Source organism: Streptomyces sp. NPDC001920 (assembly GCF_053594495.1).
In genome coordinates, this window is record NZ_JBSFEP010000006.1 from 247,034 (window position 1) to 269,672 (window position 22,639).

The 22,639-nt window shown below is 67.7% G+C and carries 19 protein-coding genes; 9 read left to right on the top strand and 10 right to left on the bottom strand.

Going from position 1 to position 22,639, the window contains the following annotated elements:
- Positions 1 to 67 precede the first annotated feature (67 nt).
- Positions 68 to 550, top strand: a complete 483-nt coding sequence (locus ACWCPI_RS12645; RefSeq protein WP_451038107.1) for an LppU/SCO3897 family protein — start codon at positions 68 to 70, stop codon at positions 548 to 550.
- A gap of 102 nt (positions 551 to 652) precedes the next feature.
- Here ACWCPI_RS12645 and ACWCPI_RS12650 read toward each other — a convergent pair whose 3' ends face one another.
- Complete coding sequence (locus tag ACWCPI_RS12650) at positions 653 to 2,119, bottom strand: CCA tRNA nucleotidyltransferase (RefSeq protein ID WP_451038108.1); 1,467 nt, start codon at positions 2,117 to 2,119, stop codon at positions 653 to 655.
- A gap of 270 nt (positions 2,120 to 2,389) precedes the next feature.
- On the opposite strand from ACWCPI_RS12650, the gene ACWCPI_RS12655 reads away from it, so the two are divergent.
- From ACWCPI_RS12655 to trxA, 7 genes are all read left to right on the top strand, one after another.
- The gene (locus ACWCPI_RS12655; RefSeq protein WP_451038109.1) at positions 2,390 to 4,798 is read left to right on the top strand and encodes a DUF6049 family protein; all 2,409 of its coding nucleotides are present in this window, start codon (positions 2,390 to 2,392) and stop codon (positions 4,796 to 4,798) included.
- A gap of 45 nt (positions 4,799 to 4,843) precedes the next feature.
- Positions 4,844 to 7,093: a murein biosynthesis integral membrane protein MurJ gene (gene murJ / locus ACWCPI_RS12660; RefSeq protein ID WP_451038110.1), complete on the top strand. Its 2,250-nt coding sequence runs from the start codon at positions 4,844 to 4,846 to the stop codon at positions 7,091 to 7,093.
- A 137-nt stretch (positions 7,094 to 7,230) separates the two neighbouring features.
- A complete protein-coding gene (locus tag ACWCPI_RS12665; protein ID WP_451038111.1) occupies positions 7,231 to 8,931 on the top strand; it encodes a protein kinase family protein in 1,701 nt (566 codons plus the stop codon).
- 312 nt (positions 8,932 to 9,243) lie between these two features.
- The gene (gene sigM, locus ACWCPI_RS12670; RefSeq protein ID WP_451038112.1) at positions 9,244 to 9,981 is read left to right on the top strand and encodes an RNA polymerase sigma factor SigM; all 738 of its coding nucleotides are present in this window, start codon (positions 9,244 to 9,246) and stop codon (positions 9,979 to 9,981) included.
- The gene (locus ACWCPI_RS12675; RefSeq protein WP_451038113.1) at positions 9,978 to 10,904 is read left to right on the top strand and encodes an anti-sigma factor family protein; all 927 of its coding nucleotides are present in this window, start codon (positions 9,978 to 9,980) and stop codon (positions 10,902 to 10,904) included. Before sigM ends, ACWCPI_RS12675 begins: the two co-directional genes overlap by 4 nt.
- Before the next feature lie 169 nt (positions 10,905 to 11,073).
- The gene (trxB, locus tag ACWCPI_RS12680) at positions 11,074 to 12,042 is read left to right on the top strand and encodes a thioredoxin-disulfide reductase (protein ID WP_451038114.1); all 969 of its coding nucleotides are present in this window, start codon (positions 11,074 to 11,076) and stop codon (positions 12,040 to 12,042) included.
- 53 nt (positions 12,043 to 12,095) lie between these two features.
- Positions 12,096 to 12,428 carry a thioredoxin gene (trxA, locus tag ACWCPI_RS12685; RefSeq protein ID WP_007492540.1) on the top strand — a complete coding sequence of 111 codons (333 nt, stop codon included), beginning with the start codon at positions 12,096 to 12,098 and terminating at the stop codon, positions 12,426 to 12,428.
- A 109-nt stretch (positions 12,429 to 12,537) separates the two neighbouring features.
- On the opposite strand, the gene ACWCPI_RS12690 is transcribed toward trxA, so the two are convergent.
- From ACWCPI_RS12690 to rpmH, 9 genes are all read right to left on the bottom strand, one after another.
- Positions 12,538 to 13,155 carry a GNAT family N-acetyltransferase gene (locus tag ACWCPI_RS12690; protein ID WP_451038115.1) on the bottom strand — a complete coding sequence of 206 codons (618 nt, stop codon included), beginning with the start codon at positions 13,153 to 13,155 and terminating at the stop codon, positions 12,538 to 12,540.
- A 319-nt stretch (positions 13,156 to 13,474) separates the two neighbouring features.
- Positions 13,475 to 14,572 (bottom strand): ParB/RepB/Spo0J family partition protein, encoded by a 1,098-nt coding sequence (locus tag ACWCPI_RS12695; RefSeq protein ID WP_451038116.1) that lies wholly within the window; start codon positions 14,570 to 14,572, stop codon positions 13,475 to 13,477.
- Positions 14,569 to 15,642: an AAA family ATPase gene (locus tag ACWCPI_RS12700; protein ID WP_451038221.1), complete on the bottom strand. Its 1,074-nt coding sequence runs from the start codon at positions 15,640 to 15,642 to the stop codon at positions 14,569 to 14,571. Before ACWCPI_RS12700 ends, ACWCPI_RS12695 begins: the two co-directional genes overlap by 4 nt.
- A gap of 298 nt (positions 15,643 to 15,940) precedes the next feature.
- A complete protein-coding gene (gene rsmG / locus ACWCPI_RS12705) occupies positions 15,941 to 16,657 on the bottom strand; it encodes a 16S rRNA (guanine(527)-N(7))-methyltransferase RsmG (protein ID WP_451038117.1) in 717 nt (238 codons plus the stop codon).
- A 125-nt stretch (positions 16,658 to 16,782) separates the two neighbouring features.
- Positions 16,783 to 17,295, bottom strand: coding sequence for a Jag family protein (locus tag ACWCPI_RS12710; RefSeq protein ID WP_388803412.1), 513 nt, complete (start codon positions 17,293 to 17,295; stop codon positions 16,783 to 16,785).
- Positions 17,296 to 17,310: 15 nt separating this feature from the next.
- Complete coding sequence (gene yidC, locus ACWCPI_RS12715) at positions 17,311 to 18,579, bottom strand: membrane protein insertase YidC (RefSeq protein WP_451038118.1); 1,269 nt, start codon at positions 18,577 to 18,579, stop codon at positions 17,311 to 17,313.
- 3 nt (positions 18,580 to 18,582) lie between these two features.
- Complete coding sequence (gene yidD, locus ACWCPI_RS12720) at positions 18,583 to 18,936, bottom strand: membrane protein insertion efficiency factor YidD (RefSeq protein ID WP_019758624.1); 354 nt, start codon at positions 18,934 to 18,936, stop codon at positions 18,583 to 18,585.
- Positions 18,933 to 19,304, bottom strand: coding sequence for a ribonuclease P protein component (gene rnpA, locus ACWCPI_RS12725; RefSeq protein ID WP_007492554.1), 372 nt, complete (start codon positions 19,302 to 19,304; stop codon positions 18,933 to 18,935). The genes yidD and rnpA overlap by 4 nt, the downstream gene beginning before the upstream one ends.
- A 21-nt stretch (positions 19,305 to 19,325) precedes the next feature.
- Entirely contained in the window at positions 19,326 to 19,463 is a 138-nt protein-coding gene (gene rpmH / locus ACWCPI_RS12730; RefSeq protein WP_003956500.1) for a 50S ribosomal protein L34, read from the bottom strand.
- Between the two features lie 383 nt (positions 19,464 to 19,846).
- On the opposite strand from rpmH, the gene dnaA reads away from it, so the two are divergent.
- On the top strand, positions 19,847 to 21,781 hold the full coding sequence (dnaA, locus tag ACWCPI_RS12735) for a chromosomal replication initiator protein DnaA (protein ID WP_451038119.1): 1,935 nt from the start codon (positions 19,847 to 19,849) through the stop codon (positions 21,779 to 21,781).
- Positions 21,782 to 22,639: the final 858 nt, after the last annotated feature.

Below are 22,639 nucleotides of genomic sequence, written 5' to 3' on the forward strand. Positions count from 1 at the left end.
GATAACTTACGTGCGTCTTATCTCGCGCATTGTTCGCGTTGCGCACCCATGTTCTAGGGGGACCCCCGTGACAACTCCGCCGCCCCAAGGCAACCCGTTCGCCCAGGGCCAGAATCCGTACGCCCAGGGCCAGCCGCCGCAGGGCCAGGCTCCGCATCCGCAGCAGCCGGGTCAGCCCGGGTTCCCCCAGCAGGGAGCGCCGTATGCGCCTGTTCCGCCGCAGCCCGAACGCAAGTGGACCTTCAAGAAGATCAAGAACATCATCGTGGCGGTGGTCGTCGCCGGCGTGGTCATCGGAGGCTTCATAGCCAGCCGGGACGACGCCAGCACTGCACAGGTCGGCGACTGCATGAGCATCGGCAACCCCGAGAGCATCACCGACCCGGACCTCGAAGTCGTGGACTGCAGCGACTCGAAGGCCGCCTACAAGGTGGCCGAGAAGCAGGACGGCACCTCCGCCAACTGCGACCGTACGAAGTACGCCGAGTACACGGAGACCCGCAAGGGAGACTCCTTCACCCTGTGCCTTGAGGAGTACTCGTCCAAGTAGGCCTCAGCCAGACGCACCGAGGGGCGATGTTTCACGTGAAACATCGCCCCTCGGCGTCCCCCAGGCACGTTTCACGTGAAACATGGCCACGGAGCCCGGGTCTCAGCCCTGCTCAGCCCACCACTCCTTGAGCGCCTCCACTGCGGCCTCGTGCTCCAGCGGCCCATGCTCCAGCCGCAGCTCCAGCATGTGCTTGTAGGCGCGACCGATGGCCGGCCCCGGTCCGACACCGAGGATCTCCATGATCTGGTTGCCGTCGAGGTCGGGGCGGATGGCATCCAGCTCCTCCTGCTCCTGGAGCTGAGCGATGCGCTCCTCCAGGCCGTCGTAGGCGCGAGACAGTGCGGCCGCCTTGCGCTTGTTGCGCGTGGTGCAGTCCGAGCGGGTCAGCTTGTGGAGGCGACCCAGGAGCGGGCCCGCGTCACGGACGTAGCGGCGCACGGCGGAGTCCGTCCACTCGCCGGTGCCGTAGCCATGGAATCGGAGGTGGAGCTCGACCAGACGTGAGACGTCCTTCACCAGCTCATTGGAGTACTTGAGCGCGATCATGCGCTTCTTGGTCATCTTCGCGCCGACCACCTCGTGGTGGTGGAACGAGACCCTGCCGTCCTTCTCGAAGCGGCGCGTCCGGGGCTTACCGATGTCGTGCAGCAGCGCAGCCAGACGCAGGGTCAGGTCGGGCCCGTTCTCCTCCAGCGCCATCGCCTGCTCCAGGACGATCAGCGTGTGCTCGTAGACGTCCTTGTGCCGGTGATGCTCGTCGCTCTCCAGCTGCAGGGCCGGGAGCTCGGGCAGCACATACTCGGCGAGTCCGGTGTCGACCAACAAGGTCAGGCCCTTGCGCGGGTTGGCGGAGAGGACCAGCTTGTTCAGCTCGTCTCGCACACGTTCCGCGGAGACGATCTCGATGCGCCCGGCCATGGCCCTCATGGCCGTCACCACCTCGGGCGCCACCTCGAAGTCGAGCTGTGCCGCAAAACGCGCCGCACGCAGCATGCGCAGCGGATCGTCCGAGAAGGACTCCTCCGGGGTGCCCGGAGTCCGCAGCACTCGCGCCGAGAGGTCCTCCAGCCCGCCGTGCGGATCGATGAACTTTTTCTCCGGCAGCGCGACGGCCATCGCGTTCACGGTGAAGTCACGCCGTACGAGGTCCTGCTCGATGGAGTCGCCGTACGACACCTCGGGCTTGCGTGAGGTGCGGTCGTAGGCCTCCGACCGGTAGGTCGTCACCTCGATCTGGAAGTCTCGATCAGCGCCTTCGCCACGGGCGCTCTTCTGCGCACCGACCGTGCCGAAGGCGATCCCGACCTCCCACACGGCGTCGGCCCACGGGCGCACGATCTTCAGTACGTCCTCGGGGCGGGCGTCGGTCGTGAAGTCCAGGTCATTGCCGAGTCGGCCGAGCAACGCGTCCCGGACCGATCCGCCGACCAGGGCGAGCGAGAACCCGGCCTCCTGGAAGCGGCGGGCGAGGTCGTCGGCGACAGGGACGACCCGCAGCAGTTCACTCACCGCACGGTGCTGCACCTGGCTCAGGACACGGGGCTTTTCTTCGTTGGCGTTCGGCACAACAGAAGAGGGTACGTGGCCCCGGCGACCATGAGCGCCTCCATTAAATGTGCACACCATGACCAGGGACAGCTCCGTCCATACAGGCACAAGGGGCGGCCCTCGCGACGCACTGAAGCGCTCCCCATATACCCGCACATAGAGGACAGACCCGGCTCGGTGATCCGATCTTGTGGAGCACTCCGCGGCACTTCCCCTCAGCGCGCATCGTTACCATGCCTGGACGCACATTCCGACGACCACTGACGACGACGAGGGACGGGCGAGCGCGTGGCCGAGGCGGCAGACTTCCAGGGGACCAGTCCCTCACCTGCCCGCCGGTGGCTACGGCGGACAGGAGCACTGTTCGCCGGGGTGCCACTGCTGGCCGGCCTGCTACAGCTGCCCGCCGCCGCGCCGTCGCACGCCGCCGAGCAGGACTCCCTGCAGGCCGCTCCCGGCTCGGGCTCGGTGTCCGTGGCTGTGGACTCGCTCACTCCTGCCGTCCCCACTGAGGGCGACACCCTGACCGTGTCCGGCACGGTGACCAACGAAGGCAAGCAGACGGTCACCGACGCGCAGGTGGACCTACGCCTGGGCCCCGCCCTGAACACACGCTCCGACGTCGACACGGTCGCCCGGCGCAGCGCCTACCAGGACGGCCTCGACGGTGCCGCGGTGGGCGGCAAGTACGTCAAGGAGTTCGCGAAGCTCACCCCGGGCGTCGCACACCGCTTCAGCATCTCCGTGCCGGTCGACAAGCTGGACCTCGGCAGGGACGGTGTCTACCAGTTCGCCGTCTCCCTGTCCGGCGAGACCTCCGCCCAGCCGTGGGACCGCGTGCTCGGCATCCAGCGGACCTTCCTGCCGTGGCAGCCCGACGGAGCGGACACGAAGACCAGGACGACGGTTCTGTGGCCCCTGGTCTCCACCGCGCACATGACGGCGCAGACGGGATCGAACGAGGCGCAGACTCCGGTCTTCAGCGACGACGAGCTCGCCGAGGAGATCGCGCCCGGCGGACGTCTGGAGCAGCTGGTGTCGCTGGGCAAGGAACTCGACGTCACGTGGGTGATCGATCCCGACCTGCTGGCCTCCGTGGACGCGATGACGGAGAGCTACCGCATCCAGGGCAAGGGTGAATCGACCACGCCGGGGAACCGTCAGGCGGTCGCCAAGCAGTGGCTGGCCGAGCTGCAGGAGGCGGTGCAGGACAAGGAAGTCGTCGCCCTGCCGTTCGGTGACCCCGATCTGGCGTCCCTCGCGCACAACGGGACGAGCGTGACCGGCTCGCTGAGCCACCTGAAACTGGCCACCGACGTCGCCGCCGACACCGTCGACTCGATCCTCCATGTGCAGCCGACCACCGACTTCGCCTGGCCCGTGAACGGCGCCATCGACCCGTCCATCGTCAAGGTCGCCACCTCCGGCGGCGCGGACAAGGTGATCGCCCGCAACGACAGCCTGGTGGAGACGCGCGGCCTGCCCTACACGCCCTCCGCGGCCCGCCCCATCGGCGGGGGTACGACGGCGGTCGTCACGGACGCCCGGATGTCGACCGTGTTCCAGGGCGACCTGACACGGGCGTCCAGCTCGACCCTCGCCGTGCAGAGGTTCCTGGCCCAGAGCCTTGCCCTGAATCTCCAGTCGGACAAGCAGCGCAGCATCGTCGTCGCTCCGCAGCGGATGCCGACGGCCAGCCAGGCTCAGGCCATGGCTGAGGCGGTGACGGCGCTCCAGGGCGGCTCGTGGTCCCAGTCCCAGGACCTCACGGCCGCCGCCGCGGCCAAGCCCGACCCCGGCGCCACCACGAAGGTGCCGGCGGCATCGAGGTACCCCTCCTCGCTGCGCAAGCAGGAGCTGTCGCGCTCGGCCTTCGAGCAGATCGAGAGCACCCAGGGCAAGCTCGACAAGTTCAAGGTGATCCTTTCCGACGAGTCCCGGGTGGTGACCCCCTTCGGCCGGGCCATGAACCGGGAGATGTCGACGTCGTGGCGCGGCCGATCCGGACAGGCCGCCGACTACCGCAACGCCGTCGAGGCATACCTCGACTCCCTGGCCGGCCAGGTCACGTTGATCGACAAGTCGGAGACCAAGCTCTCCGGACGCAGTGCGATGATCCCCGTGACCGTGCAGAACAACCTGGTACAGGGCGTCGAGCACTTGGTACTGCGCCTCACCTCGACGAGCCCGAGGCGGCTCGAGATCGGTGGCGACGACTTCTTTGAACAGCAGGTCACCGTGTCCGGCGGCCACAGCCAGACCGTGAAGTTCACCACGTCCGCTCAGGCCAACGGCCAGGCCGAGGTGATCGCCCAGCTCTACACGGAGGACGGCCAGAAGTACGGCTCCCCCGTCAGGTTCGACGTGCGGGTCACGGAGTTCACCGCCACCGTGATGCTGGTCATCGGCGGCGGTTTCCTCCTGCTGGTCCTCGCCGGGTTCCGGATGTACACGCAGCGCAAGCGCGCTGCGGCCCGCGACGTCGAGGAGGACGACGCCCGGGAACCGAACGAGGCGGACGGCGACGCGGAGAACTCGAACGGTCCCGATGAGCGTCTCACCCCGCAAGACCTCCTCGATGAGGAGTCCGGCACCGGAACCCGGGAAGACGCCCCGGAGCAGCCGAGTGACCTGACCCCGGACACCGCAGCGGAAAACGCCGACCCGTCCGGCACGGGTGAGAGAGTGGACCGTTGAGCGATGTCGTGGCCGGTCGGCCCGGGACGATGAGGTGGGGTAACCATGAACGCGCCGTACGACGGTGACCGCGGCCAGGCCGCGGGCAGCTCGGGGCACCCCGAGGGCCCGCCGCCCGAGCCGGGCCAGGTGCCGCCGCAGCCCCCCGCGGACATGTACCTCCAGGACGCCTACGACCAGGACCCCTACCGCGCCCAGGACCTCACCGCGCAGGACCCGGTCGCCGAGGCGCTGTACGACCGCGCCGCCCACCCTCCGCCCGCTCCGGGCTCGTACCAGCCGCAACAGCCGCTGTACGGCCAGCCGCCCCAGTCGCCCTACGCGCCCGACCCGCACGTATGGGCCCAGACCCCGGCCCCCGAGCCGGACGGCCCGTCGCAGTATCTGCCGTACGGCGACAACCCCCGCTCGACCCAGTACGTGGGTGTCGACGACCTTGTCACGCGCCCTTCCGCAGAGAGCCACGAGCACGACGCCTTCGCTCACCTCTTCCGCGACCAGCAGCAGGCCGGCGGCCATCCGCAGTACCAGCCACCGACGGTCCCAGGTCCGTCCCCGGCGCCCACCGACGTTGCGCCGCAGACACCGACGACGCCTCCTCCTGCTGCGGCCGAGGCCCCCGCACCGGCAGCCGCCCCCGCACCGGCGCCCGCCGCCAAGAAGGGCGGGAAGGCCGGCGGCCTGCTGAAGTCGAGCGCGGTGATGGCGGCGGGCACGATGGTGTCCCGGCTCACCGGGTTCGTCCGCTCCATGATGATCGTCTCGGCGCTGGGTCTCGGCCTGCTCGGCGACTCTTTCCAGGTCGCCTACACGCTGCCGACGATGATCTACATCCTGACCGTCGGCGGCGGTCTCAACTCCGTCTTCGTGCCCCAGCTCGTGCGCGCCATGAAGGACGACGAGGACGGCGGCGAGGCGTACGCGAACCGTCTGCTGACCTTGGTGATGGTGGCGCTCGCAGTGCTCACCGCCCTCGCGATGCTCGGCGCGCCACTCCTGGTCAGCGCGTTGTCCGCCCCGGTCGCCCGGGACCCCGCCGCCAACGAGGTGGCGATCACCTTCACCCGCTACTTCCTGCCTTCGATCTTCTTCATGGGCGTCCACGTGGTGATGGGGCAGATCCTCAACGCGCGCGGCCGGTTCGGCGCGATGATGTGGACACCGGTCCTGAACAACATCGTCATCATCGTGACGCTAGGGATGTTCCTGTGGGTGTACGGCACCGCTGAGCACTCCGGCATGCAGGTCACCAACATCCCACCGGAGGGCCAGCGGCTCCTCGGGGTCGGAATCCTGCTCGGCCTGGTCGTCCAGGCCCTCGCCATGATCCCTTACCTGCGCGAGACCGGCTTCCGGCTGCGGCTGCGCTTCGACTGGAAGGGCCACGGCCTGGGCAAGGCCGCCATGCTCGCCAAGTGGACCATCCTGTTCGTCCTCGCCAACCAGGCGGGCGCGCTGGTGGTCACCCAGCTGTCCACCTCCGCGGGCATCCGCTCCGCCGTCGACGGCACCGGCTACGCCGCCTACGCCAACGCCCAGCTGATCTGGGGCCTCCCGCAGGCCATCATCACCGTCTCGCTGATGGCCGCCCTGCTGCCCCGCATCTCGCGTTCGGCCGCGGAGGACGACCCGGGCGCCGTGCGGGACGACATCTCCCAGGGCCTGCGCACGACCGCGGTCGCGATCGTGCCGCTGGCCTTCGGCTTCCTGTCGCTGGGCATCCCGATGTGCACGCTGATGTTCGGCTCGTCGGGTACGAGCGAGGCCACCAACATGGGCTTCATGCTGATGGCCTTCGGTCTCGGCCTGATCCCGTACTCCGTGCAGTACGTCGTCCTGCGCGCGTTCTACGCCTACGAGGACACCCGGACCCCCTTCTACAACACCGTCATCGTGGCGGCCGGCAACGCCGCCGCGTCCGCCGTCTGCTACCTGGTTCTTCCGGCCCGGTGGGCCGTGGTCGGCATGGCCGCCTCGTACGGCCTGGCCTACGCGATCGGCGTCGGCGTCGCCTGGCGGCGACTGCGCATGAAGCTGGGCGGTGACCTGGACGGCGCCAGGGTGAGGCGGACGTACACCCGGCTCTGCCTGGCCTCGGTACCGGCCGCGCTGCTGAGCGGTGCCGCCTGCTACGGGATCGCCCAGATGCTCGGTCAGGGAGTCATCGGCTCTTTCGCCGCTCTGCTGGGCGGTGGAGCCGTGCTGCTCGGAGTCTTCTTCGTCGCCGCCCGCCGCATGCACATCGAGGAGCTGAACTCGCTGGTCGGCATGGTGCGCGGGCGCCTGGGTCGCTGAAGTGGGGGTACGCGCACAACCATCGTCCGCCACCGTGTGTCGTGCATAGCGGCGGTCTGTGGGCACAATTGGGTTCGGCGTCGGACGGCGCGCACTGAGTCGGACAGCGCGCAACGGATGGGGAGGCAGGAACGACGGTGGCGGAACGGAGCACGGCTGCCGTCGACGTGGCAGACAACAGCGGTGACGAGCCGCTGACCGCTCAGGCGGACCAGTCCACGGCCGACGGGGTGGCCAAGAATCGGGAGCGGGACACGGACACCGACGAGGCACAGGGGAGTGGCGGGACCGAGGGTCCCGGAAAGGCCTCACCACCCGAACTGCACAGCGGCCACAAGCTCGCCAGACGCTACCGGCTGGAGGAGTGCGTCACCCGTCTGGACGGGTTCAGCAGCTGGCGTGCGGTCGACGAGAAGCTTCGTCGTGCCGTAGGCGTCCATGTCCTGCCCGCCGACCATGCCCGGGCCCGCTCCGTGCTGGCCGCGGCCCGTTCCTCAGCACTGCTCGGCGACCCCCGCTTCGTCCAGGTTCTGGACGCCGTCGAGGAGAACGACCTCGTCTACGTCGTTCATGAGTGGCTCCCCGACGCCACCGAACTGACCACGCTGCTCGCCTCCGGCCCGCTGGAGGTGTACGACGCCTACCAGATGGTCACCCAGGTGTCCGCAGCGATGGCCGCCGCCCACCGCGAGGGCCTGGCCCACCTCCGCCTCAACCCGAACGCCGTACTGCGCACGTCCTCCGGTCAGTGGCGCATCCGCGGTCTCGCGGTGAACGCCGCCCTTCGCGGCATCAGCTCCGAGACCCCGCAGCGCACCGACACGGAGGCCATCGGCGCTCTGCTGTACGCCGCGCTGACCCAGCGCTGGCCGTACGAGAGCGACGCCTACGGTCTGTCCGGCCTGCCCAAGGACGTCGGTCTGATCGCCCCCGACCAGGTGAGGGCCGGCGTTCACCGCGGCCTGTCCGAACTGACCATGCGTGCGCTGGTCAACAACGGCGCGACCGCCTCCCGTCACGAGTCCGCCTGCACGACGCCGGAGGAACTGGTGAAGGCGGTCGGCGAGATGCCCCGGATCCGTCCGCCGGAGCCCGCGTTCACGGCGCCGCCGGACTACCAGCGCACCACGTACCAGCAGGGCACGTACGGCCGGCAGGCACCGCACCCGGGCGTCACCCAGCCGGTGCCGACCCCGCCGCCCCCGCTGCAGAGTCGCACCGGCAAGGCACTCAAGTGGGCTGTATCGGCCCTCCTCATCGCTGCCCTGGGGCTCGGCAGTTGGCAGCTGGCGGACGCGCTCATGGACCAGGGCACCAAGTCGGACGACCCCGGCCGGACGCAGACGACGGACGGCGACGACAAGAACGTGAAGAAGCCGACGGCCGGCAAGCCGATCGCCATACAGGCCGCCCGTGACTTCGACCCGTTCGGCACCGACGGCTCGGAGTATCCGGAGAACGTGGACAAGGTCTACGACGCGGACGTCAATTCGTACTGGCAGACCAGCTACTACGCAGGCGCCAAGTTCGGGAATCTGAAGCGGGGTGTCGGAGTCATCCTCGATCTCGGCAAGGTCCAGCAGGTCGGCAAGGTGAGCGTCACCTTCATGGGGAACACCTCCGTCGAGCTGCGTGCCGCATCCGGCGACACCGGTGCGATGCCGACGGTGTTCGACAGCTACACCAAGGTCGCCGAGGGTTCCGGCTCGACGGTGACGCTCAAGCCGGGCAAGGCTCTGAAGTCCCGGTACCTGCTGATGTGGCTGACCGAGGTGCCCATACAGGCGGACGACGGCAAGTTCCGCGGCAGGGTCCAGGACATCAAGGTGACCAGCTGACGTTCCACCCGACAGGGTCGGCCCGCCGTTCAGGCCATGGCCGACCCTCGTCCTGGGTGACGTAGCGCCGATTCTCTTCCGCCCCCGCTCGACTCGGTTCGCTCTTGCCTGGGCGGTCGAGTCACATGCACACATAAGTGATGTTGGAATCCGAGACAGCCCGGGACTCAGCATCCGGACAAGATCCCCTTCCCGGTGAGAGTCCCGTACGGCTGTCTCGATCCGGCCCGCTGTGTGGCATTCTGTCGCTCAGGCTTACGAGTTGGGTTGACAGCATCGCGGTTGCCTCCCTCAGGGAGTCAGGGGATAAGTGTGGATAGCGGATCGAGCCGAGCCGATCTGTCGGACGCCGATCTTCTGGCGCGCCATGTCGCGGGGGACACGGACGCCTTCGGCGAGCTCGTGCGCCGTCATCGCGACCGGCTGTGGGCCGTGGCCCTCCGGACGCTGGGCGACCGCGAGGAGGCCGCTGACGCCGTCCAGGACGCTCTTGTCTCCGCCTACCGGGCCGCCCACACCTTCCGTGGCCAGTCGGCCGTCACGACGTGGCTGCACCGGATCACGGTGAACGCCTGCCTCGACCGCGCCCGGAAGGCGGCCTCCCGGAAGACCTCCCCCGTCGACGACACCGAGCGCCTTGAGCAACTGCTGGAGCCGCACGAGGCCGCCTCGGCCCCCGCGGAGCGCAACGATCTGCACCGGCAGCTGCTGGAGGCCCTCGGCACGCTCCCGGCAGATCAGCGGGCGGCTCTCGTCCTGGTGGACATGCAGGGATATCCGGTTGCGGAGGCCGCCCGCGTGCTGGAGGTGCCCACCGGCACGATCAAGAGTCGATGCGCACGTGGCAGAGCCAGACTTCTGCCTCTCCTCACCCACCTACGGCCGGAGAGCGCCCGAGAAGGCGAGGACACCGGCCAGAGGCGGAACCGGACGCAGGGGGCATCCGTCCCACCGGCAGCGGGTCCGCCTGCCCCAGGGCAAGCCACGGATTCCCGCGATACCGGGCCGAGTGATTCAGCCGCAGTGAAGGGCGGAGGTGGGCGAGCGTGACATCCACGACAGACACGGCCGGGCACCCGGACGTCGCCGAGATCTCCGACCTCACCGAGGGCCTTCTTTCCCCGTCCAGGACCGCAGACGTACGGCGGCATCTGGACGAGTGCGAACTGTGCGCCGATGTCCATGCATCGCTGGAGGAGATCCGGGGACTGCTCGGCACGCTGCCGGGTCCGTCGCCCATGCCGACCGACGTCGCGGAACGCATCGACGCCGCCCTCGCAGCGGAGGCTCTGCTCAACGCCACGGCGTCCGAGGAGGCCGCCTCGTCCCAGCCTGCCGACACAGCCGGTTCAGCGGCTGGCACTGACGACAGCGCACATGTTTCACGTGAAACATCGGTGACGGCAGACCGTCCGACGGGCCGTCCCCGTTCCTCCACCACCGGCCCGGGCCGAAAGGGGCGCAAGAAGGCCGGACGACGCAAGGTCGCCGTACTGAGCGCCGCCTTCACGGCCGCCGCCCTGGGCCTCGGCTCCGTGTTGCTGACCTCGCTCATGAACGGCTCAGGTCCTGGCCCCTCAGCGGGCGGCGGCCAGACCGGCGCCGACACCTTCTCCGCAGCCAAGCTGGAGAAGCAGGTCACCGACCTCCTCGCCAAGAGCGACAGTTCCGTCGGTAGCCCTCGTAAGCCGGAGCGCAGCATGGGCGTGGAAGGTGGGCCCGACACCAAGCGTCCCCAGGTCTTCCGCGATATCCCCGTGCCCGACTGCGTCCGCAAGGGCATCGGCCGCAGTGACGCGGCGATCGCCACCGAGGAAGGCGTCTACAAGGGGAAGGACGCTCTGCTCGTGGTGATGTCCGAAGCCATGGATGACAGCCGGGTCAATGTCTACATCGTGGACGCGACCTGTGTGAAGGAGCCGTCGTCCACCACGGCCAAGGTCCTTCTGAAGGACTCCTACACACGTCGCTGAGAATCCCGCGGTTTCTCTTCCTCATGGCTGGCACCCCCTACGGTGTGGAGCCGCCGTGTGCCCGGACACAGTGGGAATGCACGCCCCTTAGGATCCGTTGGGTGGGGTGAGAGTTCTGAAAGGGGCTCCCCCGGTCCGACGACGCAGTCCAGAGACGAGGAAACAAGCCGTGAGCGACGTCCGTAACGTGATCATCATCGGCTCCGGGCCCGCCGGGTATACGGCGGCGCTCTACACCGCGCGCGCGTCGCTGAAGCCGCTGGTCTTCGAAGGCGCCGTCACGGCTGGTGGTGCGCTCATGAACACCACCGACGTGGAGAACTTCCCGGGCTTCCAGGACGGCATCATGGGCCCCGAGCTCATGGACAACATGCGCGCCCAGGCCGAACGCTTCGGAGCAGAGCTCGTCCCGGACGACATCGTCAACGTCGACCTGAGCGGTGACATCAAGACCGTCACCGACACCGCGGGCACGGTTCACCGCGCCAAGGCCGTCATCGTCGCCACGGGCTCGCAGCACCGCAAGCTCGGCCTGCCCAACGAGGACGCCCTCTCCGGTCGCGGAGTCTCCTGGTGCGCCACCTGCGACGGCTTCTTCTTCAAGGATCAGGACATCGCCGTCATCGGCGGTGGCGACACCGCGATGGAGGAGGCCACCTTCCTCTCCCGCTTCGCCAAGTCCGTCACCGTCGTCCACCGCCGTGACACCCTGCGCGCCTCCAAGGCGATGCAGGACCGCGCCTTCGCCGACCCGAAGATCAAGTTCATCTGGGACAGCGAGGTCGCCGAGGTCCAGGGCGACCAGAAGCTCTCGGGGCTGAAGCTGCGCAACGTCAAGACCGGTGAGCTCTCGGACCTGGCCGTCACGGGCCTGTTCATCGCGATCGGCCATGACCCGCGCACCGAGCTGTTCAAGGGCCAGCTGGACCTGGACGAGGAGGGCTACCTCAAGGTCAGCGCCCCCTCCACCCGCACCAACGTGACCGGTGTCTTCGGCGCGGGCGACGTGGTCGACCACACCTACCGCCAGGCGATCACCGCGGCCGGTACCGGCTGCTCCGCCGCTCTCGACGCCGAGCGTTTCCTCGCGGCCCTCGCGGACGAGGAGAAGCCCGAGCCCGAGAAGACCCCTGCCTGACCCTCCCCTCACACCTCACCAGCCCCACGCACCACACAGTTAAGGAGCCCGCCGTGGCCGGCACCCTGAAGAACGTGACCGATGACTCCTTCGAGCAGGACGTCCTCAAGAGCGACAAGCCCGTCCTGGTGGACTTCTGGGCCGCCTGGTGCGGACCGTGCCGCCAGATCGCGCCGTCCCTTGAGGCGATCGCCGCCGAGTATGGCGACAAGATCGAGATCGTCAAGCTCAACATCGATGAGAACCCGGGTACGGCCGCCAAGTACGGCGTCATGTCCATCCCGACGCTGAACGTCTACCAGAACGGTGAGGTCGCCAAGACCATCGTCGGCGCCAAGCCGAAGGCCGCGATCGTTCGGGACCTTGAGGACTTCATCGCCGAGTGATGTTTCACGTGAAACACGAATGGGCCAACCCGTGAGGGTTGGCCCATTTCACGTGGAGGAGCACCCTGCCGCATTCCAGAGATGCCCTTCAGCGAGCGAGTAGCTCACTTCACAGCGGCCTGAGCGCGGGCTCCTTCTGAACGGCCCCCAGCAACCGGTCGATCGCCATCTCCACGTCTTCCTTCCAGGACAGCGTCGTTCTCAGCTCCAGTCGCAGACGCGGAAACGTGGGGTGGGGGCGGACCGTCTTGAACCCCACGGCCAGAAGATGGTCCGCGGGTAGCACACAGGCCGGCTCCTTCCAGCGAGCGTCCCCGAAGGCCTCGATCGCTTTGAAGCCTCGCCGCAGCAGGTCCTTGGCGACCGTCTGGACCATCACACGACCGAGCCCCTGGCCCTGGTAGCCCGGCATGATGAAGGCCGTCATCAACTGAACCGCGTCCGCTGACACAGGACTCGTAGGGAACGCCGTCGAGCGGGGAACGTACGCCGGAGGCGCGTAGAGCACGAAGCCCACCGGGACATCGTCGACGTAGACGACCCGCCCGCAAGAGCCCCAGTCCAGCAGTACGGCGGAGATCCACGCTTCCTTCTCCAGCGCGGACGTGCCTGCTTTTACCGCGGCTTCACCGCTGACCGGGTCCAGTTCCCAGAAGACACACGAGCGGCAGCGCTTGGGAAGGCACTGGAGGTTGTCCAGCGTGAGCGGTACGAGCCGACGCCCCATGAAGGCTGTTCCTCGCTTCCTTCGCCCGCGGCAGCGCGAGCAGCTGTCAGGGCGCTCCGTTCTCTGAGCAGGCTGCCGACGAAGCCGCCGACCGCGCCCAGCCCGAGACCCGCGCTCACCAGTCCGGTGCGGCTCACCATTCGCATGGACCCCGCCTCCCCTAAGAGGTCTGCCAAGTGGATGCGCCATACCCGAACGCATCGTATCCACCTTGTGATTCCATCGATACCGTCAGAAAGCAAAAGAGCGGGCCGTGTTCCGGACACACCGGACACGGCCCGCACGGGGAACGGCCGGAGGTACAACCCGGCCGACCGCCTCAGACCTCGGTCTCCTCCACGGCATCGCCCTGAAGGCTCTTCTGCAAGGCGAGCTTCTCGCCGGGTGCCAGCGTGCTGAGGATGCGCTCAAGGTCCTCGGGAGAGGCGAACTCGACCGTGATCTTGCCCTTCTTCTGGCCCAGCTCGACCTTCACCCGCGTCTCGAAGCGATCCGAGAGCCGGGTCGCAAGGTCGGACAGCGCCGGCGAAGGCACGGAGCCGGCCCTCGGCCCCCTGGAACGCTGGGTCTTCTGCGGGCGGGAGCCCATCAGAGTCACGATCTCTTCGACGGACCGGACGGAGAGCCCCTCGGCCACCACACGGTAGGCCAGCCGCTCCTGTTCCTCCGGGTCCTCGACAGAGAGCAGCGCCCGTGCATGGCCGGCGGAGAGCACACCGGCCGCCACCCGGTTCTGAACCTTCGGGGAGAGCTTCAGCAGACGCAGCGTGTTGGAGACCTGCGGCCGGGACCGGCCGATGCGGTCGGCCAGCTGGTCATGCGTGCAATTGAAGTCCTTCAGCAGCTGATCGTAGGCCGCTGCCTCTTCGATCGGGTTCAGCTGAGCACGGTGCAGATTCTCCAGGAGCGCGTCCAGAAGGAGCTTCTCGTCGTCAGTGGCCCGTACGATCGCCGGAATGGCTTCGAGGCCGGCCGCGCGGCAGGCCCGCCAGCGCCGCTCGCCCATGATGAGCTCGTACCGCGAGGGACCGAGCTGCCGTACGACGATCGGCTGGAGGAGGCCGACCTCCTTGATGGACGTGACGAGTTCCTGCAGAGCGTCCTCGTCGAAGATCTCACGAGGCTGCCGCGGGTTCGGCGTGATCTCCTCAAGGGGGATCTCCGCGAAGTGAGCACCCAGGACAGACGCGGACATCTCCACGGAACCGTGCGACGACAGCTCGTCGGTTTCATGTGAAACAGGCGGCAGCGTGGCCACCTTGGCCGCGGCAACTCCGCGATCGGTCAGCACCGGGACGGCGGCCGGCGATGAGGAAGCGGAGCCGCCCACCGCAGACGGCGTGACCGTCTTTTCCGTCGGTGCAGCGGGGATCAGCGCGCCGAGACCACGGCCCAAACCCCTCCGTCGCTCGCTCACTGAATTCCCTCCACCATGCTCGGGTTGCTCTGGGCGCCGATATGGGCGTGCGTCGGGTCGTAACTGACGCCGACACCCTTCAGCGCGATCTCTCGTGCCGCCTCAAGATAAGACAGGGCACCGCTCGATCCTGGATCGTAGGTCAGCACCGTCTGTCCGTAGCTCGGCGCCTCGGAGATACGGACCGAGCGGGGAATGCTCGTCCGCAGCACCTCGTCGCCGAAGTGGTTGCGTACCTCGTCCGCGACCTGGGAGGCAAGTCGCGTCCGGCCGTCGTACATGGTGAGAAGAATCGTCGAGACGTGCAGGGCGGGGTTGAGGTGCCCCCGCACCAGGTCGACGTTACGCAGCAGCTGACCCAGGCCCTCCAGCGCGTAGTACTCGCACTGGATCGGGATGAGGACCTCCTGCCCGGCCACCAGCGCGTTGACCGTGAGCAGACCGAGCGAGGGCGGACAGTCGATGAGGATGTAGTCCAGCGGCTGTTCGTACGCCTGAATCGCCCGCTGAAGTCGGCTCTCACGCGCCACCAGGGACACCAGCTCGATCTCCGCACCGGCGAGATCGATCGTGGCAGGGGCACAGAAGAGACCCTCGACATCCGGGACCGGCTGAACGACTTCTGCGAGCGGCCTGCTCTCGACCAACACGTCGTAGATGGAAGGGACTTCGGCGTGGTGGTCGATCCCCAGGGCAGTGGACGCATTGCCCTGCGGGTCGAGGTCGATGACCAGCACACGGCTGCCATGAAGAGCCAGCGACGCGGCAAGGTTGACGGTCGTCGTCGTCTTGCCCACGCCTCCCTTCTGGTTGGCGACCACAATGACGCGGGTCTGCTCGGGCCGTGGTAGACCCTCGCCGGCGCGGCCTAGAGCTTCCACCGCCATTTGGGCAGCACGACCGATGGGAGTGTCGTCCATCGGGGGCGGTGTTTCACGTGAAACATCGTCCCCCAGCGACTCGGTTCGGGGACCGGGGACCGGATCGGTCATCGGTCCCGCGATGTTGGCGTCGGACCGCAAGGATTCACTCTCCTCGACTTCAGGCTCGCAATGAACAGAGCCTCCCATGTCTTCGGGGTCGTGAACCAGTGAGGCCTGGTGTTCTGTGGAGAAATCCACCTCTGTGGACAACTCCGTGCCCCTCAGGGAGGACGGAGGGTCATTGGGCACACCCTCCCCAAGGGCACCGAGAGGCTTGCGGTCCCGGGGTTCGGCCGCAGCGCGGCCGCGACTGATGATGCCGTGCAGCAGTGAGCGACGTTTCACGTGAAACACGATGCACAGCAGCGGTGGTCGAACTGTCGCGACACTCCGGCCCACACGGGTTTGGCAGCTTGTGTGGAGTACGTCTCGTCGTCAGGACGGATCAGCGGCGACGACGCGCCCGTCCCGTGCGAGCCGCCTTGGCCCTCTTGGCCGCGAAACGCACACCGCCCGGACTTTCCCCGACCTCGACCCTCACGACCGTCGACAGCGGATCCACCACGCCCTCACCGACATGCAGGATCGACGTCTCCACGGCACCGAGCTTGCTCAGGGCGGTGCCCGCACTCTTCAGCTCCTCCTCCGCCGTGTCGCCCTTGAGAGCGAGCATCTCGCCATAGGGGCGCAGCAGCGGGATCCCCCACGTGGCCAGCCGGTCCAGCGGTGCCACCGCACGCGCGGTCACCACATGCACCGGCGGCAGCTTCCCCATGACCTCCTCGGCCCGCCCACGGACGACCGTCACATGGTCCAGCCCCAGCAGCTCCACGACCTCCGTGAGGAAGTTCGTACGCCGCAGCAGAGGCTCCAGCAGCGTGATCTTCAGGTCTTCCCGGACCAGCGCCAGAGGAATGCCGGGCAGGCCGGCGCCAGAGCCGACGTCGCACACTGTCACACCCTCGGGAACGACCTCGGAGAGCACAGCGCAGTTCAGCAGATGCCGCTCCCACAGGCGGGGAACCTCGCGTGGACCGATCAGGCCGCGCTGCACACCCGCCTCGGCAAGCAGTTCGGCGTAACGGACCGCATCAGCGAACCGATCGCCGAACACCTCACGTGCCTGTTCGGGCACAGGGGGAAGCTCCGCTGCCTCCGTCACGAGGGGACCGTCCTTCCGTACCGCGCGGCGCACCCGGCGCCGACACCGAAACCACCAGAACTATCAGGCTGACAAAGTTCGGCCCCGCCTGCGGGCAGACGGGGCCGGGAAAACGAACGAGCCGATCAGGCAGGCAGCACAACGACGAACCGCTGGGGCTCCTCGCCCTCGGACTCGCTGCGCAGCCCAGCGGACTTGACCGCGTCGTGCACGACCTTGCGCTCGAACGGCGTCATCGGCTTCAGCTTCACGGGCTCACCGGTGCTCTTGACCTCGGCCGCGGCCTTGGCGCCCAGCTCGGACAGCTCAGCGCGCTTCTTGGCCCGGTAGCCCGCGATGTCCAGCATCAGCCGGCTACGGTCCCCGGTCTCCCGGTGCACAGCCAGGCGCGTGAGCTCCTGCAGCGCCTCCAGCACCTCGCCGTCACGCCCGACCAGCTTCTGCAGGTCTCGGCTGCCCGCGTCGCTGATGATCGAGACAGCGGCGCGGTCGGCCTCGACGTCCATGTCGATATCGCCGTCGAGATCGGCGATGTCGAGCAGACCCTCGAGGTAGTCCGCCGCGATCTCGCCCTCCTGCTCCAGGCGGGTCAGGGTGTCTGCACCCTCAGCGGCGGCGGAGGTGGTGCCTTCCGTCACGGGATGGGCTCCTTCTTACTTCTTGGACGGGGACTTGGGACGCTGCGGACCGCCCTTGCGCTGCCCGGACTGGGCCTTGCTGCGGGTTCCGCCGCCGGGCTTCTGAGCCGCCTTCTTGGCAGCACCGGGCTTGGCGTCGTCGGGCTCGTCGGCCTTCTGCAGCGACGTCGCCTCACCAGCCGGCTTCGTGGTGCCGGACTGACGCTGGGACTTGCTCTGCCGCTTGGGCTGCTGGCGCTTGGGGGTGCCGGCGGTGGTCGGCGTACCGTCCTCAGCCACGGTGGCGACAGCACCCTCGCTCTTCACCACGGTGCCGTCGGGCTGGGCGGCCAAGCCCGCCTTGCTCAGACCGTTGATGAACTTGCGCTCGTACTCGTTGCGGTCGCGCCCCTTGACCACGATGGCCTTGATGTAGACCCTGTCCCGACGCCGGCCGACCTTGCCGCGGTGCGTGACGTGCTTGGTGAGACGCTCCAGGTACGCGGCCTGGGCCTTGGAACCCGGGGTGGGGTTGTTGTGGATCACGTACATCTGCTGACCCATGGTCCACACGTTGGTGGTCAGCCAGTAGACGAGGACACCGACCGGGAAGTTGATACCGAAGACGGCGAACATGATCGGGAAGATGTACATCAGCATCTTCTGCTGCTGCATGAACGGCGTCTTCACCGTGGTGTCGACGTTCTTCGTCATCAGCTGGCGCTGCGTGTAGAACTGCGACGCAGACATCAGGATGATCATGATCGCGGTGACCACACGGACATCCGTGAGCGAGGCACCGAGTTCGGCGACCTTGCTGGAGCTGTCCGTGAACTTCGCCGCAAGAGGAGCGCCGAAGATGTGTGCCTGACGGGCGCTCGCCAAGAGCTGCTCGTCGATGACACCGACCGTCTTGCCCGTCGCGATGCTGTTGAGCACGTGGTACAGAGCGAAGAAGAACGGCGACTGCGCCAGGATGGGAAGGCACGAGGAGAGCGGGTTGGTACCCGTCTCCTTGTACAGCTTCATCATCTCTTCGGACTGACGCTGCTTGTCGTTCTTGTAGCGCTCCTGGATCTTCTTCATCTCGGGCTGGAGCGTCTGCATCGCCCGGGTCGCCTTGATCTGCTTCACGAAGAGCGGGATCAGGCAGATACGGATCAGAATCACCAGAGACACGATGGACAGGCCCCAGGCCCACCCGGTGTTATCGCCGAAGAGGGCGCCGTACACCTTGTGGAACTGGACGATGACCCAGGAAACGGGTGTCGTGATGAAGCTGAAGAGGCTGGCAATCGTGTCCACTAATCATGCTCCTTGGGCATGGGACGGGGTCTCTGCGGCCGGGCTCGAAGGAACATTCTCCTCGGTGGCCGTTTCGGCGGCGGAGGGCCCGCCCTTGCGTGCGCGCCACGCGTTGCGCAGCATCTCGTGCCACCGCGGGCGCTTGCGCGGCGGGACATGGTCCACACCGCCCAGCGACCACGGGTTGCACCGCAGGATGCGCCAGGCGGTGAGCGCCGTGCCCTTGATCGCACCGTGCCGGTCGATCGCCGTAAAGCCGTAGTGGGAACACGACGGGTAGTACTTGCACACCGGCCCGAGCAGCGGACTGATCGTCCACTGGTACAGCTTGATCAGAGCCAGTAGTGGGTACTTCATCGCGCGCCCCCTCCCAGCAGCCGCTGCAGAGCGGCATCCAGGTCTCGGGCCAGCTGTGCATGGTCGGCGTCGCCCGCACCGGGCAGCGCTCGTACGACTACCAGGCTACCGGGGGGCAGCCGGTCGACTCGGTCCCGCATCAGATGGCGAAGCCTGCGCTTCACCTTGTTACGGACGACCGCGCCGCCCACAGCCTTGCTCACGACGAAACCCGCACGCGTCGGGGGAGCGCTCTCCCCAGGCGCGTGCGGGTCCGTGGCACCGCTACGAAGATGGACGACGAGGTGCTGGCGTCCTGCCCTGCGTCCTCGTCGTACCGCGGTCGCGAAGTCCTCGCGCCGCCTCAGCCGGTTCTCGGTGGGCAGCACGACGGCATGACCTGACCGGGATCAGGCGGACAGACGGGCGCGACCCTTGCTACGGCGGGACGCGAGAATCGCGCGGCCGGCACGGGTGCGCATACGCAGCCGGAAGCCGTGGGTCTTCGCGCGACGACGGTTGTTCGGCTGGAAGGTGCGCTTGCTCACTCGGGGGCTCCAGAAAGAAATCGGTGTTTGCGGGGTGCCGTCCTGGCTGTCACCGTGCGCCCACGAGTAGCTCGCGTTACGCCCGAGTGCACCGCTGACCGATCACCTTGCATGATCTGTGCCCATCGGAGGCAGGCGGCAGCAGCCATCGACAACTCGACCTGGTTACGGTACGCGCGGCTGCGCCATCCGGTCAAACCAAGGGTCATGGAGGGACACTATCCACAGGCTGGGGACAACAACTTGAACCGCACCGGTCGCCCTGACTACCGTGACTGGACTCCGATTCGTTCCCTTGTCCCCTTGATTCTTGCTCCACCCGAAGTGAATCCCGACCCGTCCCACCATCACACGTACGTGGGACCCGTGAGAGAGCGTGCCCTGTGGCTGACGTACCTGCCGATCTTGCCGCAGTGTGGCCACGAGTACTGGAGCAGCTCCTCGGCGAGGGCCGCGGGCAGGGTGTGGAAGCCAAGGACGAACACTGGATCCGGCGCTGCCAGCCCCTGGCCCTGGTCGCCGACACCGCCCTGCTCGCCGTACCGAACGAGTTCGCGAAGGGCGTACTGGAGGGCCGCCTGGCCCCAGTCGTCAGTGAGACCCTGAGCCGCGAATGCGGTCGCCCGATCCGCATCGCGATCACCGTCGACGACTCCGCCGGCGAGCCCCCGGCGCCCCCGGCCCCGCCGCAGTCCCGCTACGAGGAGCCCGAGCTCCCCTCGTACGAGAGCTACGGCCGCCACCGCGCGGACGACCAGCAGCGGCCCGGCACTCCCACCGACCCTCTGCCCACCGCCCGCCCGGCCTACCCGAGCGAGTACCAGCGTCCCGAGCCCGCCCCGGGGAGCTGGCCGCGCCCGACGCAGGACGAGTACGGCTGGCAGCAGCAACGACTCGGCTTCCCCGAGCGCGACCCCTACGCGTCGCCGTCGCAGGAGTCCTACGCACAGGACTCCTACGGCCCCCCGTCCCAGGACTACCGCCCGCAGCCGATGGAACGGCCGTCGTACGACGGACACCGCACCGACTACGAGCCGCACCGTCCCGAGTACGAGCCGCACCGGTCCGACTACGACCAGCACCGCCCGGACTACGACCAGCAGCGGCCCGACTACGACAAGCCGCGCGCCGACTACGACCAGGGCGCCCGGCGCGACCTGCCCGAGCCGCCCTCCGGCTCCGGCCATGTGCACCGCGGCGGCCCCGTCGGCGCCAACCTGCCCACCACCGGCGCCCCCGGCCCGCTCGCCGCGCAGCCCGCGCCGGCGCCCGGCCCCGGCGAGCCGACCGCGCGACTGAACCCGAAGTACCTCTTCGACACGTTCGTCATCGGCGCCTCCAACCGCTTCGCCCACGCGGCCGCGGTCGCCGTCGCCGAAGCACCGGCGAAGGCATACAACCCCCTGTTCATCTACGGGGAGTCAGGGCTCGGCAAGACGCACCTGCTGCACGCGATCGGGCACTACGCGCGCAGCCTGTATCCCGGCACGCGCGTGCGCTACGTGAGCTCCGAGGAGTTCACCAACGAGTTCATCAACTCCATCCGCGACGGCAAGGGCGACAGCTTCCGCAAGCGGTACCGCGAGATGGACATCCTGCTCGTCGACGACATCCAGTTCCTCGCGGACAAGGAGTCGACGCAGGAGGAGTTCTTCCACACCTTCAACACGCTCCACAACGCCAACAAGCAGATCGTTCTCTCCAGCGACCGGCCGCCCAAGCAGCTGGTCACGCTGGAGGACCGGCTGCGGAACCGTTTCGAGTGGGGCCTGATCACCGACGTCCAGCCGCCCGAGCTGGAGACCCGGATCGCGATCCTGCGCAAGAAGGCGGTGCAGGAACAGCTCAACGCCCCGCCCGAGGTACTGGAGTTCATCGCCTCCCGCATCTCGCGCAACATCCGTGAGCTGGAGGGCGCACTGATCCGGGTGACCGCGTTCGCCTCGCTCAACCGGCAGCCGGTGGACCTGGGCCTCACAGAGATCGTCCTGAAGGACCTGATCCCCGGAGGGGAGGACTCCGCCCCGGAGATCACCTCGACGGCCATCATGGGCGCGACCGCCGACTACTTCGGGCTCACGGTCGAGGACCTGTGCGGCACCTCGCGAGGACGCGCCCTGGTGACCGCCCGGCAGATCGCCATGTACCTGTGCCGTGAGCTGACCGACCTCTCACTGCCGAAGATCGGCGCGCTCTTCGGCGGCCGCGACCACACGACCGTCATGCACGCGGACCGCAAGATCCGCAATCTGATGGCCGAGCGGCGCTCCATCTACAACCAGGTCACCGAGCTCACGAACCGCATCAAGAACGGCTGACCGCCACCGTCGTACGCCGCTGAGGGCGCCTCGGGAGGACTCCCGGGGCGCCCTTTCGTCATCCGCGACCCGTACGTACGGACACCCACTGTTCGATTAACTGCAGGGTTACGGCCGCTCTCCACAGATTTGGTGACTTTCTCCCGTCCACATCCTGGGGACCGGGGAGTTGTCCAGACTGTGTCCACAGGCCGGCCTGTTGAAGGACCATCAGACCAGGTCAGCCACTTGTGGATTCGTGGACGAACGATCTCCACAGACTGTGGACAGCGAAAAGATCCACAGGCTGTGCATCGAGTTGTCCACCGGCAACCCACAGGCTGGGGCCAGTTGTCCCCAGTGATCCCCAGCTTCTCCACATGGCTGTCCACTGTTCGGCAACCCGACGCGCCTGCTCACCGGGTCGAGTGAAAGGCGTCACATGAAGGTGCCGGACTGCCCTGTGGGAAAGCTGGGTAAACCTGGGGACGGCGCTGGGGAGAAGTCGCCTCAGGCTGTGCATGGGGTGTGCAGAACTTTCTGTTCTCCACAGAGACACCCGGTTGTCCACTGCTTCCGCCCACAGGGCCGGTGGACAAAATCTCCGCTCTGACCTGGGCAAACGAGGTTATCCACGGTATCCACAGGCCCTACTACTACTCCCGACTAGAGAGAGCGGGGAATTCGTTTCGAAGGGGGTCCTGTGCACAACTCGCTGTCCGGCTCCCGGCTGCCCCTCGTCACGACTTGACCCCGAGAGGCACCTACTGTCAGTGGGGTGCGTCAGACTGTTCCCGGTGTCCTTCCCCGCATCGGGGCCGACGACACCGAGACAGACGACGAAGCCAGGCAGGCCGAGAAGCGCCGGCAACAGCAGGA